The organism is Xanthomonas sp. NCPPB 3005 (assembly GCF_041228095.2).
GTDB lineage: Bacteria > Pseudomonadota > Gammaproteobacteria > Xanthomonadales > Xanthomonadaceae > Xanthomonas_A > Xanthomonas_A bonasiae.
In genome coordinates this window covers 1,387,744-1,403,678 of record NZ_CP166096.2, presented here as the reverse complement: position 1 = coordinate 1,403,678, position 15,935 = coordinate 1,387,744, and the positions used below count along the sequence as shown (strand labels likewise).

Here is a 15,935-nt window from a genome sequence, read left to right as displayed (position 1 = left end):
ATGACACGATGGTCCGGCTATGCTCTTGGCCATCGGCGCATCGTCAGCCTCCTGCGCTGGACCGAGACCATACGAGGGGAACCGAATGGAAGTGGGTGCCCGTACTGCCAGCGTGTCTGACACCATCGCCTGGCTGACAGCGCCGCGCGCATCCGCGCGATTGGCGCCATGGACGCCATGGACGCCAGCAACGGTCGCGTCCGGCGCATCGCGCTTCGCCGGCGCCGATCATCCGGAGACGATGCCATGATCGATGCCGCCATCACTGCGCCGATGTCGCGGCGATCGTTCCTGGCCGCTTCCGGCGCGGCGCTGCTGCTGACCGCACTACCTCGCCCCGCATCGGCGGCCGCGAAGAACGCGCCAGCCATCATCGACGCGTGGGCGAAGGCGAACGCCTTCCAGGGCGTCGTCCTGCTCGCCCGCGATGGCAAGGTCGCTTACGCGCAGCCCTTCGGCATCGTGGACGTGGAAGCGCAGCGGCCGGCGAAGATCGACGACCTCTACGGGATCGCCTCGATCTCCAAATGGTTCACCACCCTGGCGATCCTGCGCCTGGTCGAACAGCGCAAGCTCGACCTCGACCGGCCGATCACCGCCTGGCTGCCGGACTATCGTGCCGACACCGGCGCGCGTATCAATCTGCGGCGCCTGCTGTCCAACAGCAGCGGCCTGACCGAGCAGTACGGCCCGGCCGCCAAGGCCGACCCATCGCTGATGACGCTCGAGCTACCGGCCGCCGAGGCCGTGCGCCGGTTCGCCAGCGCCGACCTCGCGTTCGAGCCGGGCGCGAAGTTCGACTACATCTTCGCCAACTGGATCGTCGTCTACGCGATCGTCGAAGCGGTCGCCGGCATGCCCTTCGTGGACGCGATCCGCACCCTGGTTTTGGACCCGCTGGAGCTGCGCCATACCGGCACCGGCCCCGCGATCGCGACCGCGCCGACCACGGTTCCCTCCTACCGGACGCTGTCGCCGCCCGAGCGCCGCACCTACGACAGGCCGGGCTTCATCGCCGCGGCCGTCGGGTATTTCAGCAATGCACAGGACCTGATGCAGGCCGCGCACCGCGTCTACGACAAGGGCTTTCTGTCGCCAGCGTCGCTGCACCAGCTCAACACGGTGGAAATGCCGGAAGAATATGCGCTCGGCGGCCGCGTGAAGACACTGACGCTGCGCGGCCAGCGCCGCACCTACGCCTGGGAAACCGGCAACACCGCCGGCTATCGCTCGCTGCTCGCGCACCGCCTGGACACGCACGAAACGGTGGTGATCCTCAACAACAGCAGCATGTCGCAGCGCCAGCTCGACGAGTTTGCGATCGCCACGCAGTCCTGAGCGACGACAACGGGCACATACGCCTGGTTCTGCTGCAGGCTCAAAGAATACGTATTCGCCTACGAAACATAGAATTTTTTTTGATTCGAGGGGATGCAAGCCATCCAACTTCGGCGCAAAGTCCCACTATCGCAGGGGAGCGGCGAGGGAAACGCGGAGCGATGCAGGGCTTCAAGATCACGCTTGAACGGCGCTTGTTCAGCGACGAAGTCGTTGCGCGGGCAGCACATCGCTGCACGCATTTTTCTGGCATCGAGTTGCTGAGCAGCGACATCGAAATCGGGATCGTGCTGACACCGCATGACGGCGTGCAGATACCTGCCGACGTGAAATCTCGCTTCCTCAACGATGGGCCCAACGAGCGACTTCGCGAATCGGGGCGTATCGAGACCACCGACATCCATCGGGAACTCATCTATGACCTGATAGCCGACTTGAGTGTAGACACCAGCGTCCTCTAAATTACCCCTCTACGCCGCCCGGAATGGTTCATAGTTCTGATCACTTCAACAATCCTTTTGGGGTGGGCCACCGAAAAACCCCAGCTCGATCCACAACGCCAAAGCGCGCACAGCAACCTCTAACGAGTGACTGTCCTCGTATTTACCTAGACGCAGCGCTGCCAGTGACTGGACGTCGGGCGGCATCATGAACGTCGCCTTCTTCTCGCCCTTAACTCTCTTCTTGACGACGAAGCTAAACTGCATCAACGGCCAGTATCGAATAGTCGGCCAAGTATAAGTCATGTATACCCTAGTGAGGGATGAAGGCTCCATCTGCGCCGATATCTTGGCACCATCGCATACTACACCAGAGAACCGAAGCAACCCATCCTTTTCGCCAGCAACAGATAGCCCAATTCTCGCAAAGGCGTCTCTCGCCACTTCATTGAATATTTGCTTCCGCGCAACGATCGATTCTCCTCCTTTCAACTCGATGGCAGATCCGCGTGTGACGACACAGAGATTCTCAACCTCTTGCTCGACGCTTTCTTGATAGCCCCGCAGATGCGCAGATAGCATCTGTCCTAATTGTTCAGGAAAGAACCGGACGAGCAAATCACGCTTTCGCAAGAAATCGAGAATAGGATCATCCAAGATGAGCCCAATGGCCTTATTCACCTCTTCTCGAGAGGTGGCATTCCACTCCGCGAGTCGGACGCCAAGCTCACTCTCGCGACCGTTGGCAGCAACAAAGAATTCTGGGAAGGACTGATTTTCAATGAACTTTTGATAGCCATCAGATCCAAAAACTGCTGTCGCCAGAGACATCTCACCTCGGATACTTGAAAAACCCCGGCCGACGAAAATCTCGTCTATCGGGGCTAGTTTCAGATTTTCGCTTGAAATTTGCAAATGAAGATCGCTCTTACTTTTCAGGAGATAACCAGTTTCCGAGTGTGGGCAAGACGTACCAAGGAGCGACGTTCTTCATATCCCTCAGGGCACGATCTACTTCTCGACCCACAGGATAATCGACTAAGTCCGCCCTATAGAAAACCAATCCAGTACTACCGGGATGTGTGTCGTGATAGAGCGTTATGTCATAGACTTGACGCAGAAATCCCCCGCCAACCTGGATGGTTCCAAGATACTCGCCTTGGCTGAAGAGCCAGCTGGTCGACTGACCGTAGGCAGACACCAGACGCGCAGCATCGCCGGGTCGAAGATGGAGAGGACGAACCAGAAAACGCGAGCCGACTTGCCCCCGCAAATCAGCAGGAACCAAGAAGTGCACGTAGAGGCCTGATGGCCGATGCAGCAAGAGTGGTTTTGGCGAAAACGATACCTCAAACGATACTTTGGGAGGTCGTTCGAGGCGGTCTTCAGCCGGAAGGAATAACCAGCGCGGTCAACAACTTGGCACTGGAATTCGCGAGACTGGAGCGGGCGAAGGGAATCGAACCCTCGTCAGTAGCTTGGGAAGCTACAGCTCTACCATTGAGCTACGCCCGCGTCGCCGGTGCAGTCTATGCGGTGGGCCGGCGGTTGCGCAAGAAATCGGTGCGACCAAGCGGCGGCGATGGCGCGCCGGCGCCCACGCGATGCCGGTACTTGCAGATGGGATTTTTTACGGGAAGGGCTTCAGCCCCGACGCCTTATCGCTAGGGCGTCGGGGCTGAAGCCCATCCCACAGGGAGCCGTTCCGGCGGCGCCCGTTGCCGACACTCCCTCGCGCCCGGCGCAGGGCCGGGCACGAGGGACAACCACGGCGCCGCGCTTAGAAGCTGCCGCCGAAGTTCACGAACAGCGAGGTGTCGTGCGCGCGGCTCTGGCCGGTGGTGGCGGCGATGCCGACATTGCTCTCCAGGCCCCACAGCTTGGTCCGCGCGCCCAGCACCACCGAGGCGTAGTTGCGGTCGATGGCCAGGCCCGGCACCGCGTAGGCGCCCAGGTCGGGCATGGTCTGCAGCCACGCGGTGGCCTGCTCGCCCTTCTTGAACTCGTGGTCGTAGGTCGCCTGCAGGTACGGCTTCACCGCGCCCAGATCCAGGCCGGCCTTCCAGCCGACGCGGCCGACCAGCGACTCGACGTCCTGGTCGTAGTAGCCCAGCGCGCTGGAGTTCGGGTTGCTCTCGGTGTAGCCGTCGAGCTTGACCTTCTGCCAGATCGCCGCGGCCACCGGGCCGTGCTTGAACGTGCCCTCGCCGAACTCGTAGCCGCCCTGCAGCGCCGCGGTCAGGTTGCTGCCGTCCGGCGAGCCGTTGTGCTCGATGGTGGCCGGGCCGAGGTTGACCTTGCGCTTGACGTCGTAGCTCAGCCAGCTGTAGCTGATCTGGGCGTTGACCCAGGCGTGCTCGCCATACCAGCCGGCGAAGCCGCCCAGGGTGCTGTCGTCCTGGGTGTAGTCGCCGCCGCGGTTGCCGAAATCGGCATCCACGCGACCGAAGCCGCCGAAGCCGCCGAACACCCACTCGCCGCGCGACCAGTCCACGCCGAACAGGCCGGCCGGGGCCAGGCCGTCGTACAGGTCGCCGTGCGCATAGCGCTGCATGTCGCCGCGCAGGTTGCCCCACCAGCGCATGCCGTCCGCGTCCGGGCGGCCGTCGACGTGCCAGGCGACCTGGTCGGCGCGCGAGCGGCCGGTGACTTCGGCCGAGTGGCTCAGCACCTGCTGCAGGCGCGGGCCTTCCAGGATCGACAGCGCGTACTGCGCCAGGATTTCGTGGGTGCGGCCGGTGGGATGGATGCCGTCGGCGAACACGTAGCTGTCGGCGGCGTCGGCGCTGACGTAGCTGGTCGGGTTGCAGGTCAGCGACTGCGAGGTGATCTGCGGCTGGCAGGCGGTGCCGGTGTAGTTGCTGAAACCGTAGGTGGACGGGCTGGCGATCACTTCCTGCAGCAGGTGGAAGGTATCCACCGGGATCACCTGCAGGCCGGCGCTCTTGAGCCCGGCGAACAGCGCGCTGTTGTAGCTGCTGGCCAGCGCGGTGCCCTGCGCCATCGCCGTGGCGCCGCCGGCGCGGAAGCGCGGGGTAAGGCCGACATCGGGGATGGTGGTGACCATGACGTAGCGCGCGCCGGCGTTCTGCAGGCTGGCGACGATGCCGACCTCGGCCGTCACCGCGTTGCCGATGGTGGTCTGCGCCGGCGCGCCGCCGGCGACCGCGAGCAGGTCGTTGGCGCCGCCCCACACGCTGTACAGCGCATTCGGGTCGGCCTTGCCGCCGTTGGCGGCCAGGTAGTTGCTGGCCTGCGTCGCCAGCGACGGCGCCACGCCCAGCGCGCTGGGGTTGGCCACGCCGACGCGGGCGTTGCCGGCGGCGTAGTTGTCGCCGATCTGGCCGTTGCCGTTGGCGTGGCCGTCGACGTGGTAGTAGTCGGCGATGTACTGCGCCCAGACCCAGTCCGGATTGGTCGTGAACTGGCCGGTCACCGCCTGCGCCGAGGCCGGCAGCAGCGGCCGGTAGTAGCCGGCATCGGTCAGGCTGTCGCCGAAGAACACGGTGCGGCTATAGGTTTGCTGTGCGAACGCGGGCGCGGCGGCGAGCACGATCGCGGCGGCCAGCAGCGAGCGGAGTGGACGGATGGACGAAGTCATGGATGCCCTCCCGGGCGATAATGAAGGTGACTCGGGGCACGGCCAGAACATACGCAGCCGCATGGCAGGCATGATTTCACCTCTGCCCCTCACGCTCACGTTGCACTGCCGCAATAAATCGCGCACTCGGCGGCACGCATTGCACAATGATGACATGAACATCGAATTGAACGGCCAGGTCCGCTCCTTGCAACCCCACACCACCGTCGCTGTCCTGCTGCTCGAGGAGGGGCTGGCGCAGCGCCGCGTCGCGGTCGAAGTCAACGGCGCGATCGTGCCGCGCGGCGCGCATGCCGAGCACTTGCTGCGCGACGGCGACCGGGTCGAGATCGTGCACGCGCTGGGCGGCGGCTGAATTCCGCGCGGCGTCCGACTCGGCAGCGCCGGGTGCGATGGGCGATAATCCGGCGATGAACGCTCACGCCCCCCACGACGCGCTGGTGATCGCCGGCAAGCCCTACCGTTCCCGCCTGCTCACCGGCACCGGCAAGTTCGCCGACCTGGAACAGACCCGGCAGGCCACCGAGGCCGCCGCCGCCGAAATCGTCACCGTGGCGATCCGCCGCTCCAACATCGGCCAGAACCCGGGCGAGCCCAACCTGCTCGACGTGCTGCCGCCGGAGCGCTACACCATCCTGCCCAACACCGCCGGCTGCTACAGCGCCGAGGACGCGGTGCGCACCTGCCGCCTGGCGCGCGAGCTGCTCGACGGCCACAACCTGACCAAGCTGGAAGTGCTGGGCGACCAGCGCACCCTGTTCCCGGACGTGGTGCAGACCCTGAAGGCCGCCGAGATCCTGGTCGCCGACGGGTTCGAGGTGATGGTCTATACCAGCGACGACCCGATCCTGGCCAAGCGCCTGGAAGAGATCGGCTGCGTGGCGGTGATGCCGCTGGCCGCGCCGATCGGCTCCGGGCTGGGCATCCAGAACCGCTACAACCTGCTGGAGATCATCGACAACGCCAAGGTGCCGATCATCGTCGACGCCGGCGTCGGCACCGCCTCGGACGCGGCGATCGCGATGGAGCTGGGCTGCGACGGCGTGCTGATGAACACCGCCATCGCCGGCGCGCGCAACCCGGTGCTGATGGCCAGCGCGATGCGCAAGGCGGTCGAGGCCGGGCGCGAGGCGTTCCTGGCGGGGCGCATTCCGCGCAAGCGCTACGCCAGCGCGTCGTCGCCGGTCGACGGGCTGATCGGCTGAGGCCGCGCGCATGACCGATCCGTTCTCCAGCGCCGGCGCCAAGACCCCGCCCAAGCCCTTCACCATCGAGGAAGGCCGCCGCCAGGTACGCAGTTTCGTGCTGCGCCAGGGCCGCTTCACGCCCGCCCAGCAGCGCGCGTTCGACGAGCTGTGGCCGCGTTTCGGCCTGGACTACAGTGGCCAGCCGCGCGATCTCGACGCCACCTTCGGCCGCACCGCGCGCAAGGTGCTGGAGATCGGCTTCGGCAACGGCGAGGCGCTGCGCTTCGCCGCACGCCACGACCCGGCCCGCGACTACATCGGCATCGAAGTGCACGCGCCCGGCGTGGGCCGCGTGTTGAACGCGCTGGCCGCCGACGGCAGCGAGCACGTGCGCCTGTACCACCACGACGCGGTGGAAGTGCTGGAGCACGAGATCGCCGACGGCGCGCTCGACGAAGTGCGCATCTACTTCCCCGACCCGTGGCACAAGAAGCGCCACAACAAGCGCCGCCTGCTGCAGCCGGCGTTCGCCGCGCTACTGGTGCGCAAGCTGCGCGCCGGCGGCCGCCTGCACGCGGCCACCGACTGGGCCGACTACGCCGAGCAGATGTGGGACGTGCTCGATGCCACCGCAGGCCTGGTCAACCGTGCCGGCCCGCGCGGCCACGTGCCGCGCCCGGACTGGCGCCCGCAGACCCATTTCGAGACCCGCGGCCAGAAGCTGGGCCATGGCGTGTGGGATTTGCTTTACGACCGGGAATCGGCCGTAGGGAATGGGGAATCGGAACAGCAACCACCACCCCCGGCATCCGCATAGCGCCAGCCTGCGTCAGACCATCGCTTCTGCCATTCTCCATTCCCGATTCCCCATTCCCGGCCCCGCATGGACACCGCGCTGACGCTGACCACCGATATGAAGCTCGTGCTCGGGCTGGTCGGCTTCACGATGGCGATGTTCGTGTTCGAGCGCATCCGCGCCGACGTGGTCGCGCTGGTGGTGCTGGTGGTGCTCGGCGTCACCGGGCTGATCGCGCCGGAAGAGCTGTTCAGCGGCTTCTCCGGCAACGCGGTGATGAGCATCATCGCCACCACCATCCTCGGCGCCGGGCTGGAGCGCACCGGCGCGCTGAACCGGCTGGCGTCGTGGCTGCTGCGCCGCGCGCACGGCGTGGAAGAGCGGCTGATGCTGCTGACCACCGGCATCGCCGGGCTCAATTCCTCGTTCATGCAGAACCCCTCGGTGATGGCGCTGTACCTGCCGGTGGCCTCGCGCCTGGCCGCGCGCACCGGGCTGACCCTGCAGCGCCTGCTGCTGCCGATCGCCGCGGCGATCGTGATGGGCGGCGCGCTGACCATGGTCGGCAACTCGCCGCTGATCCTGCTCAACGACCTGCTGCAGTCGGCCAACAACAACCTGCCCTCGGGCATGGCCACGATCGAGCCGCTGCGCATGTTCGCGCCGCTGCCGATCGGCGTGGCGCTGCTGCTGGCCTCGCTGATCTACTTCCGCGTGCGCGGCGACCGCACGCTGATGGAAGAAGAACAGCTGATCAACAACGGGGTCACCCCGGCGCGCACCGAGAGCTACTTCGCGCGCACCTACGGCATCGAGGGCGACGTGTTCGAACTGATCGTCAGCGCCGACAGTCCGCTGGTCGGCATGACCCTGGGCGAAGCGGAGACGGTGCACGACGCGCCGCTGCTGCTGGCCCTGAAGACCGGCAACGATACCCGCCTGGCACCGCCGGCGGACATGCGCATCTGGGTCGGCAGCGTGCTCGGGGTGATGGGCGCGCGCCAGCAGGTGGCCGATTTCGCGCAGAACCAGTTCCTGCGCCTGTCCTCGCGGCTGCGCAACCTGGGCGACCTGTTCAATCCCAGCCGCGCCGGCATCTCCGAGGCGGTGATCCCGCCCACCTCGCGCTTCATCGGCAAGAGCGCGGCCGAGCTGCGCCTGCGCAAGCAGGCCGGGATCAGCCTGCTGGCGATCAACCGCGACAAGCAGGTGATCCGCGAGGACGTGCGCAAGGTGCATCTGCGCGCCGGCGACATGCTGGTGTTCCACAGCATCTGGCAGGACCTGGCGCAGGCCTCGGAGAGCCGCGACTTCGTCGTGGTCACCGACTATCCGAAGGGCGAGCACCGCCCGCACAAGTTCAAGATCGCGATGACGATCTTCGCGCTGACCATCCTGATCGCGCTGACCAGCAAGCTGCCGGTGGCGCTGACGCTGATGACCGGCGTGGCCGGCATGCTGCTGACCGGCGTGCTGCGCATGGACGAGGCCTACGCCTCGATCAACTGGAAGACCATCTTCATGATGGCCGGGCTGATCCCGCTGGGCTGGGCGATGGACAGCAGCGGCGCGGCGGCGTGGGTCGCCGGCCACACCATCGCGCGACTGCCCGAGGGCGTGCCGGTGTGGGCGCTGGAGATCGCGCTGGCGCTGCTGACCACCGCGTTCTCGCTGGTGATCAGCCACGTCGGCGCGACCATCGTGATGGTGCCGATCGCGGTCAACCTGGCGCTGGCCGCCGGCGGCAATCCCACCGCGTTCGCGCTGATCGTGGCGCTGTCGGCGTCCAACAACCTGATGACCGCGTCCAACCCGGTGATCTCGATGATCACCGGCCCGGCCAACTATCAGCCGCGCGAACTGTGGCGCGTCGGCGCGCCGCTGTCGCTGATCTATACCGCGGTGGTGGTGCTGATGGTCAACCTGATGTCGATGGCCTGGTGGGGCGCGTTCTAGGCGCCACTCACGCCAGGAACACCTGGCCCTCGCGCACCGTCACCGGCACCGCGAGCAGGCTCTGACCGCGGCACGGCCCGGACACGCAACTGCCGTGCTGCAATTCGAACGCAGCGCCGTGCGCCGCGCAGACCACGTGTCCTTCGCGGCTCTTCAGGAACTGTCCCGGCGCCCAGTCGAGCCGGCGCCCGGCATGCGGGCACACGTTCAACCAGGCGCGCACGCCGTCGCCGTCGCGGTACAGCAGCAGCGATTCGATCTCGCCGCCGATCGCGGCCTCGGCTTCGACCAGGTTGCCGGGCTCGATCTGCTCCAGTTGCGCCAGCACGGCGGAAGATGACTCGGTCATGGAAGACGGCGGCAGCACGGAAAGGGCCGCCATTCTTGCATGTCCGCGGTTCGCACCCGCATCGCGCTTCACCTGGCGACGACATGCAAGACATTGAACGGGCAAGTGTTAATTTTTCGCTTAACGAACTTTTCACTCCGTCACATAAGACAGCGTCGATACTGCGCCCTCGGTTCCAACTGACACAGACTTCTGCCATGCGTGTACGCGCCTTCAATCTCGATCAGTTCCGGCATGTCTTCGCGCCGCGCAAGCCGCGCCATCCGCTGGTGAAACTGGCCGTCGGCTTGCTGGGCCTGGCGATCCTCGCCGGGCTGGTGTTCGTCAGCGTGTTCGTCGGCGCGGCGATGATCCTCGGCGGCATCGCGATGAAGCTGCTGAGCCAACGCGGCAACAAGCGTCCGGCCTCGGCACGCCAGCACGTGGTCGATGGCGAGTACCGCGTGTTGCGCAAGCCGGCGTTGCCGCTGTAAGGCTGGGATTGGGGAATCGGGATTGGGGATTCGTGAAAGCGATGCCCCCTCCTTGCCTGTTGAGGTCGGGTCGAACCTGACGCGCTAAACTGCTGCATCCCGTTCTTCTCTGGATGCGTGCCCGATGAAAGACCTGTTTGCTGCTGCCGAAGCGCCGCGCGTGCCTGTGCGTGGGTTGGGGCTGTTTCCGGTGCATCGCATCTACTGCGTGGGCCGCAATTTCGCCGACCATGCGCGCGAGATGGGCGCCAGCGCTCCGGCCTCGAAGGCCGACCGCGGCCAACCGACGTTCTTCATGAAGCCGGCCGATGCGTTGGTGATCGGCAGCGACTCCATCCCCTACCCGTCCGCGACCCAGGACCTGCACCACGAAGTGGAGCTGGTGGTGGCGCTCGGCCAGGATGCGCCGGCCGGCGTGCTCGGCGTCGAGGATGCATCCGCCCTGGTGCTCGCCTACGGCGTCGGCCTGGACCTGACCCGGCGCGATCTGCAGGCCGCGGCCAAGGCCAAGGGCCTGCCGTGGGACATCGCCAAGGGCTTCGACCATTCCGCGCCGATCAGCGAGCTGATCCCGGCCGGCGAAGTCGGCGCGCTGGAGGCGTTGAACCTGTCGCTGGAGGTCAATGGCCAGGTGCGCCAGCAATCGCTGCTCGACCAGATGATCTGGAACGTGCCGGAGATCCTGCACGAACTGTCCAAGCTGTTCGCGCTGCGCGCCGGCGACCTGGTGTTCATGGGCACGCCGGCCGGCGTGGCCGCGCTGCAGCCGGGCGATCGCTTCAGCGCGCGGCTGGAGAACGTGGCCGAGCGCCATGGCGTGATCGTCGCCTGAGTGCGCGGCGCATCGCGCGCAGGTGGCCGACGCGCAGCTTGATCCTGGAACGACAACGACTGCGCTAGGCTTGCACGGCGGCGACAGGCCCGCGCAACGTTCGAGGAAGCTTCCATGGGCATGATCCGCGAGTTCAAGGAATTCGCCATGCGCGGCAACGTGCTGGACCTGGCGGTCGGCGTGGTGCTCGGCGCCGCGTTCGGCAAGATCGTCACCGCGCTGGTGGAGAAGATCATCATGCCGCCGATCGGCATGCTCGCCGGCGGCGTGGATTTTTCGCGCTGGGCATGGACGCTGAAGGCGGCGACGGTGGACGCGGCCGGCAAGGAAGTGCCGCCGGTGGTGATCGGCATCGGCGATTTCCTCAACACCATCATCCAGTTCGTGATCGTGGCCTTCGCCATCTTCATGGTGGTCAAGGCGATCAATCGCATCGCGCGCAAGGAACCGCCCGCGCCCAAGGCGCCGAGCGAGGAAGTGCTGCTGCTGCGCGAGATCCGCGATGCGTTGAAGAACGACGCCGCACCGCAGTAAGTGCAGTGCGCAGGCGCGCCACGCGCTGCTAAGCTCGGGGCTTCCCTGTTCGCGGAGTCCCCCATGCGCCGTCTTGCCGTCGTCACCGCCGTCATGCTCGCCATCGCGTCCGCCGCCGCGGCCGAGACCACTCGCATCCCGGATGCGGCGCTGTCCACCGCCGCCACGCTGCGCGAGCAGGCGCTGGCCGACGACACCGGCTGGAAGGTGGTCGAATCGCTGACCACCGAAATCGGCCCGCGCATGGCCGGCAGCGAGGCCGATGCGCGCGCGGTCGCGTGGGCCAAGGCCAAGTTCAAGGCGCTGGGCTTCGACAAGGTCTGGACCGAGCCGGTGACGTTCCCGAAATGGGAGCGGCGCAGCGAGCACGCGCAAGTGCTCGGCGTCAACGCGCAGCCGCTGAGCGTCACCGCGCTGGGCGGCAGCCCGGCCGGCACGGTCGAGGCCGAGGTGGTGCGCTTCGCCGACCTCGCCGCGCTGCAGGCCGCACCCGCCGGTTCGCTGCGCGGCAAGATCGCGTTCGTCGATTACCAGATGGTCAAGGCGCGCGACGGCAAGGACTACGGCAACGGCGGCGCGGTGCGCAGCAAGGGGCCGTCGGAGGCGATCCGCAAGGGCGCGATCGGCTTCGTGATGCGCTCGGCCGGCACCGACTCGCACCGCGTGCCGCATACCGGCATCACCCGGTTCGACGAAGGCCTGACGCCGGTGCCGGCGGCGGCGCTGGCGGTGCCCGACGCCAACCAGCTGGCGCGGCTGGTCGCGCGCGGCCCGGTGCGCCTGCGCCTGGCGCTGGACTGCGGCTGGGACGGCCAAGCCACCTCGTACAACGTGATCGGCGAGATCACCGGGCGCAGCAAGCCCAGGGAAGTGGTGGTGATCGGCGGCCACCTGGATTCGTGGGATTTGGGCACCGGCGCGATCGACGATGGGGCCGGCGTCGGCATCAGCATGGCCGCCGGCCACCTGATCGGCCAGCTCAAGCGCGCGCCCAAGCGCACCATTCGCGTGGTCGCCTTCGCCAACGAGGAGCAGGGGCTCTACGGCGGCAAGGCCTACGCGCAGGCGCACGCCAAGGACGTGGCGCTGCACCAGATCGCCGCCGAGAGCGATTTCGGCGCCGGCCGCATCTATGCGTTCAACACCGGCTCCGGCGATGCCGCCGCCTCGCGCGAGGCGACCCGGCAGATCGCCGAGGCGCTGGCGCCGCTGGGCATCGAATACGCAGCGGACAAGGGCGGCCCCGGCCCCGACGTCGGCCCGCTCGCGGCCAAGGGCGGCGCCTGGGCGTGGCTGGCGCAGGACGGCAGCGATTACTTCGACCTGCACCACACCGCCGACGACACCCTGGACAAGATCGACCCCAAGGCCCTGGCGCAGAACGTCGCCGCCTACGCGGTGTTCGCCTACCTGGCCGCGGAGGCCGACGGTGGCTTCGGCAGCCAGGCCAAGACAGTGGAACCGCCCAAGGAGTAAGCTGGCACGCCTGCCGCGGGGATGCGCGCAGGCTTTCCCCCCCTTTCGCAGCATCGTCAGGACCCACGATGGGCAAACGGCAAGGTCGTGCAGGCTCGGCGGTGACGCTGCTGGATGTGGCGCGGCACGCGGGCGTCTCGCCGATGACCGCCTCACGCGTGATCAACCGCCACCCCCGGGTGGGCGCGGCGATGCGCGAGCGCGTCGAGGCCTCGATCAAGACGCTCGGCTACCGTCCCAACCTGGCCGGGCGCTCGTTGCGCACCGCCAGCCTGGCGCGGATCGGGGTGCTGTACAGCAATCCCAGCGCGGCCTACCTCAACCAGTTCATGCTCGGCATCCTCGAGCAGAGCAGCCTGGACGGCAGCCAGGTGCTGGTGGAAAAGAGCGACGACATGGGCAGCCAGCGTGCCGCCACCGAGCGCCTGCTCGACGCCGGCGTGGACGGGGTGATCCTGCCGCCGCCGCTGTGCGATTCGCGGCAGACCATCGAGGAACTGGACGCGCGCGGCATCCCGGTCGTCGCCGTGGCCACCGGCACGCCGATGCAGGGCGTCAGCTCGGTGCGCATCGACGACTACCACGCGGCCTGCGCGATCACCCGGCACCTGATCGACCTCGGCCACCGCGACATCGGCTTCATCAGCGGCGATCCCAAGCACACCCCGAGCGCGCTGCGCAGCCGCGCGTTCTTCGACACCATGGCCGCGGCCGGGCTGCCGGTCGCCGCCACGCGCGTGGCCGAAGGCCTGTTCACCTACCGCTCCGGGCTGGTCGCCGCGACCGCGCTGCTGCACGCCGCGCCGCGCCCGACCGCGCTGCTGTGCAGCAACGACGACATGGCCGCCGCCGCGGTCGCCATCGCCTACGGCCTGCGCCTGCGCGTGCCCGAGGACCTGTCGATCGCCGGCTTCGACGACACCCCGGTGGCGACCACGATCTGGCCCGAGCTGACCACCATCCACCAGCCGGTCACCGCGATGGGCCGCGCGGCGGTGGCGCTGCTGCTCGGCGAGATCCGCCAGCGCCGCGACGGCCTGCCCAGCCGCGGCATCCACCAGGTGATGAAGTACACGCTGGTGACCCGCGGCTCGACCGCGCCGCCGGCGGATCCGGCATTGCCGCAGGCGGCGGGCTAGCGCTTTTCTTTGCTGTGGTTGAAGGCGACGGAAGTCGTAGGCGCGACGGCAGGTGGCTTCTGCCATCGGTCACGATGAGCTCTCCTGGTAACGCCCGTCGCGACTGAAGTCGCTCCCACAGGATTTGGTCGACTGCGAGTATCCGAGTCGAAAATGCTCACGGCGCCATCGACTCCAGTTGTGCCGCGATCCGCCTGCACCCGATCGGCACGCACCGCGATCGGGCCACGGCACGGCAACCCGCATGGCAGGGCTGCGGCGGACCGCCACGACGTCACGCCGCTGCGAGCAGCAGCGGCAACCTCGCCTACGGCAAATCGAGCAGCGCACACACCTCGCTACGCAAACCGGTCATCGCCTGCGCGCCGTCCTGGTCGAAACGCAGCGATGCCTGGGTCGGCGCGAACGCCGGCCAGCGCGGCATGCCGGCGCCATTGGGATCGCCGCTGCGCGCGAACGCCGCCCAGTAGCGCTGCAGGTTCAGCGGCGGCTGGCCGATCGGCAGACCCTTGAACACGAACGGCAGTTCGGCGCTGTGGGTCACCTTGCCGCCGGGCGCGGCCAGATCGAACTCGTAGTGCCATACCGGCACGCCCTGCCGTGCCTGCGCCCGCGCCACCGCCAGCGCCGGGCAGCGGAAGGTCAGGTCGGTGGCCAGCTGCATCGCCGCATCGCCATGGCGCGGGTCGGGCACGGCCGCCGCATCGCGATACGGCGCCAGCACCTGCGCGGCCTGGTCCGGATAGTCGCGACGCAGGCGTGCTTCGGCACCACCGGCACCACCGTAGGTCAGCTCCTGCGCCACGCTGCCGAGCAGCAACGGCACCCGTTGCTGCTCGCCGGCGGCCAGCAACGCCGCCGGTGCGCGCGGCAGCACCTGGCCATCGACGATCGCCTGCAGCCAGATGTAGCCATCGTCGTCCAATGCCGGCACGTCGACGCCCTGCGCCGCCTTCAACAGCTGCGCGACCGGCAGCCGCCGCAACGCCGGCAGGCGCTGCGTCGCGCCGATCCCGGCACGCTGCGCGATCGCCGCGCCGAGCGCCTCGTTCTCGCCCAGGCTGCGCGGCGGCAAGCCGAAGCCGGCAGTGCCGCTCTGTTCGATCGCCGCGCGGAACAGCCCTTTCGACAGCGGCGACAGCTGCAGCAGGCCCACGTCCTGCGCGCCGGCCGATTGGCCGAAGATGGTCACCTGCGCCGGGTCGCCGCCGAAGCGGGCGATGTTGTCGCGGACCCAGCGCAGCGCCGCGATCTGGTCGAGCAAGGCGTAGTTGCCGGAGGCATGGCGCGCGGATTCGGCGCTCAGCTCGGGCAGCGACAGGAAGCCGAACACGCCCAGCCGGTATTGCACGGTGACCAGCACCACGCCCTGCTGCGCCAGCGAGGACGGCAGCACGTCGGCGCCGCCGGCGACATTGGCGCCACCGTGGATCCACACCATCACCGGCTGTTTCGCCGCCGGATCCAGGCGCGGCGTCTGCACTTCCACGTACAGGCAGTCTTCGCTGGAACGCTGCGCCAGCGCAGCGTTCCAGCCGATCGCCGGCTGCGCGCAGGTCGGCGCCGGCTGGCTGGCGTCGCGCACGCCGCGCCAACGCGCCGGCGGCTGCGGCGGCCGCCAGCGGTTCGCGCCGGTCGGCGGCGCGGCGAACGGGATCGCGCGGAACAGCACGCTGCCGTCGGCCTGGACCTGCCCGCGCACGCTGCCCGCGGCCAGCGTCACCTGCGTCGCAGGCACGGCAGCGGGCGCCGCACGCGCGTTCGCCAGCGGCGCGACGCCCAGCACTAGGCACAACAGCGCAGGCAGCACCGGC

At 67.9% G+C, this 15,935-nt stretch carries 15 protein-coding genes and 1 tRNA gene; 11 read left to right on the top strand and 5 right to left on the bottom strand.

The annotated features are described in order from the left end of the window. Positions 1-168 precede the first annotated feature (168 nt). Complete coding sequence (locus tag AB8810_RS06055) at positions 169-1,338, top strand: serine hydrolase (protein ID WP_218848134.1); 1,170 nt, start codon at positions 169-171, stop codon at positions 1,336-1,338. Between the two features lie 161 nt (positions 1,339-1,499). Further along, positions 1,500-1,799 (top strand): hypothetical protein, encoded by a 300-nt coding sequence (locus AB8810_RS06050; protein ID WP_179566669.1) that lies wholly within the window; start codon positions 1,500-1,502, stop codon positions 1,797-1,799. A gap of 45 nt (positions 1,800-1,844) precedes the next feature. Here the strand turns inward: AB8810_RS06050 and AB8810_RS06045 are convergent, their stop codons facing one another. The 3 genes from AB8810_RS06045 to AB8810_RS06035 all read right to left on the bottom strand — a co-directional run bounded on the left by AB8810_RS06045 (position 1,845) and on the right by AB8810_RS06035 (position 5,379). Then, positions 1,845-2,609 carry a hypothetical protein gene (locus tag AB8810_RS06045; protein WP_369915830.1) on the bottom strand — a complete coding sequence of 255 codons (765 nt, stop codon included), beginning with the start codon at positions 2,607-2,609 and terminating at the stop codon, positions 1,845-1,847. Between the two features lie 610 nt (positions 2,610-3,219). Then, a tRNA-Gly gene (locus AB8810_RS06040) sits at positions 3,220-3,293 on the bottom strand. 265 nt (positions 3,294-3,558) lie between these two features. Continuing rightward, entirely contained in the window at positions 3,559-5,379 is a 1,821-nt protein-coding gene (locus tag AB8810_RS06035; protein ID WP_179566689.1) for an autotransporter outer membrane beta-barrel domain-containing protein, read from the bottom strand. 154 nt (positions 5,380-5,533) lie between these two features. Here AB8810_RS06035 and thiS point away from each other — a divergent pair, with 154 nt between their 5' ends. The 4 genes from thiS to AB8810_RS06015 all read left to right on the top strand — a co-directional run bounded on the left by thiS (position 5,534) and on the right by AB8810_RS06015 (position 9,318). Beyond that, the gene (thiS, locus tag AB8810_RS06030) at positions 5,534-5,734 is read left to right on the top strand and encodes a sulfur carrier protein ThiS (RefSeq protein ID WP_369916631.1); all 201 of its coding nucleotides are present in this window, start codon (positions 5,534-5,536) and stop codon (positions 5,732-5,734) included. 55 nt (positions 5,735-5,789) lie between these two features. After that, positions 5,790-6,584, top strand: a complete 795-nt coding sequence (locus AB8810_RS06025) for a thiazole synthase (protein ID WP_206256808.1) — start codon at positions 5,790-5,792, stop codon at positions 6,582-6,584. A 10-nt stretch (positions 6,585-6,594) separates the two neighbouring features. Continuing rightward, positions 6,595-7,383: a tRNA (guanosine(46)-N7)-methyltransferase TrmB gene (gene trmB, locus AB8810_RS06020; protein WP_206256809.1), complete on the top strand. Its 789-nt coding sequence runs from the start codon at positions 6,595-6,597 to the stop codon at positions 7,381-7,383. 66 nt (positions 7,384-7,449) lie between these two features. Further along, on the top strand, positions 7,450-9,318 hold the full coding sequence (locus AB8810_RS06015; RefSeq protein ID WP_179566695.1) for an SLC13 family permease: 1,869 nt from the start codon (positions 7,450-7,452) through the stop codon (positions 9,316-9,318). A 7-nt stretch (positions 9,319-9,325) separates the two neighbouring features. On the opposite strand, the gene AB8810_RS06010 is transcribed toward AB8810_RS06015, so the two are convergent. Continuing rightward, complete coding sequence (locus AB8810_RS06010; protein ID WP_179566697.1) at positions 9,326-9,667, bottom strand: Rieske (2Fe-2S) protein; 342 nt, start codon at positions 9,665-9,667, stop codon at positions 9,326-9,328. Positions 9,668-9,864: 197 nt separating this feature from the next. Between AB8810_RS06010 and AB8810_RS06005 the strand changes: the two genes are divergently transcribed. The 5 genes from AB8810_RS06005 to AB8810_RS05985 all read left to right on the top strand — a co-directional run bounded on the left by AB8810_RS06005 (position 9,865) and on the right by AB8810_RS05985 (position 14,121). Beyond that, a complete protein-coding gene (locus AB8810_RS06005; RefSeq protein WP_369915829.1) occupies positions 9,865-10,140 on the top strand; it encodes a hypothetical protein in 276 nt (91 codons plus the stop codon). Between the two features lie 124 nt (positions 10,141-10,264). Continuing rightward, positions 10,265-10,972, top strand: coding sequence for a fumarylacetoacetate hydrolase family protein (locus AB8810_RS06000; RefSeq protein ID WP_369915828.1), 708 nt, complete (start codon positions 10,265-10,267; stop codon positions 10,970-10,972). Between the two features lie 114 nt (positions 10,973-11,086). Continuing rightward, positions 11,087-11,506: a large-conductance mechanosensitive channel protein MscL gene (gene mscL / locus AB8810_RS05995; protein WP_179566703.1), complete on the top strand. Its 420-nt coding sequence runs from the start codon at positions 11,087-11,089 to the stop codon at positions 11,504-11,506. Positions 11,507-11,569: 63 nt separating this feature from the next. Beyond that, positions 11,570-12,982: a M28 family peptidase gene (locus AB8810_RS05990; RefSeq protein ID WP_369915827.1), complete on the top strand. Its 1,413-nt coding sequence runs from the start codon at positions 11,570-11,572 to the stop codon at positions 12,980-12,982. Between the two features lie 68 nt (positions 12,983-13,050). Further along, entirely contained in the window at positions 13,051-14,121 is a 1,071-nt protein-coding gene (locus AB8810_RS05985) for a LacI family DNA-binding transcriptional regulator (protein ID WP_191824399.1), read from the top strand. 307 nt (positions 14,122-14,428) lie between these two features. Here the strand turns inward: AB8810_RS05985 and AB8810_RS05980 are convergent, their stop codons facing one another. After that, on the bottom strand, positions 14,429-15,931 hold the full coding sequence (locus AB8810_RS05980; protein ID WP_369916630.1) for a carboxylesterase/lipase family protein: 1,503 nt from the start codon (positions 15,929-15,931) through the stop codon (positions 14,429-14,431). Positions 15,932-15,935 lie beyond the last annotated feature (4 nt).

What these genes read in the sequence shown, in the direction of transcription:
- AB8810_RS06010 (WP_179566697.1), bottom strand. Translation starts at nt 9,667, where the DNA reads ATGACCGAGTCATCTTCCGCCGTGCTGGCGCAACTGGAGCAGATCGAG.
- AB8810_RS05985 (WP_191824399.1), top strand. Translation starts at nt 13,051, where the DNA reads ATGGGCAAACGGCAAGGTCGTGCAGGCTCGGCGGTGACGCTGCTGGAT.
- mscL (WP_179566703.1), top strand. Translation starts at nt 11,087, where the DNA reads ATGGGCATGATCCGCGAGTTCAAGGAATTCGCCATGCGCGGCAACGTG.
- AB8810_RS06005 (WP_369915829.1), top strand. Translation starts at nt 9,865, where the DNA reads ATGCGTGTACGCGCCTTCAATCTCGATCAGTTCCGGCATGTCTTCGCG.
- AB8810_RS06050 (WP_179566669.1), top strand. Translation starts at nt 1,500, where the DNA reads ATGCAGGGCTTCAAGATCACGCTTGAACGGCGCTTGTTCAGCGACGAA.
- AB8810_RS06045 (WP_369915830.1), bottom strand. Translation starts at nt 2,609, where the DNA reads ATGTCTCTGGCGACAGCAGTTTTTGGATCTGATGGCTATCAAAAGTTC.
- AB8810_RS06000 (WP_369915828.1), top strand. Translation starts at nt 10,265, where the DNA reads ATGAAAGACCTGTTTGCTGCTGCCGAAGCGCCGCGCGTGCCTGTGCGT.
- AB8810_RS06015 (WP_179566695.1), top strand. Translation starts at nt 7,450, where the DNA reads ATGGACACCGCGCTGACGCTGACCACCGATATGAAGCTCGTGCTCGGG.
- AB8810_RS05990 (WP_369915827.1), top strand. Translation starts at nt 11,570, where the DNA reads ATGCGCCGTCTTGCCGTCGTCACCGCCGTCATGCTCGCCATCGCGTCC.
- AB8810_RS06025 (WP_206256808.1), top strand. Translation starts at nt 5,790, where the DNA reads ATGAACGCTCACGCCCCCCACGACGCGCTGGTGATCGCCGGCAAGCCC.
- trmB (WP_206256809.1), top strand. Translation starts at nt 6,595, where the DNA reads ATGACCGATCCGTTCTCCAGCGCCGGCGCCAAGACCCCGCCCAAGCCC.
- AB8810_RS06035 (WP_179566689.1), bottom strand. Translation starts at nt 5,379, where the DNA reads ATGACTTCGTCCATCCGTCCACTCCGCTCGCTGCTGGCCGCCGCGATC.
- AB8810_RS06055 (WP_218848134.1), top strand. Translation starts at nt 169, where the DNA reads ATGGACGCCATGGACGCCAGCAACGGTCGCGTCCGGCGCATCGCGCTT.
- thiS (WP_369916631.1), top strand. Translation starts at nt 5,534, where the DNA reads ATGAACATCGAATTGAACGGCCAGGTCCGCTCCTTGCAACCCCACACC.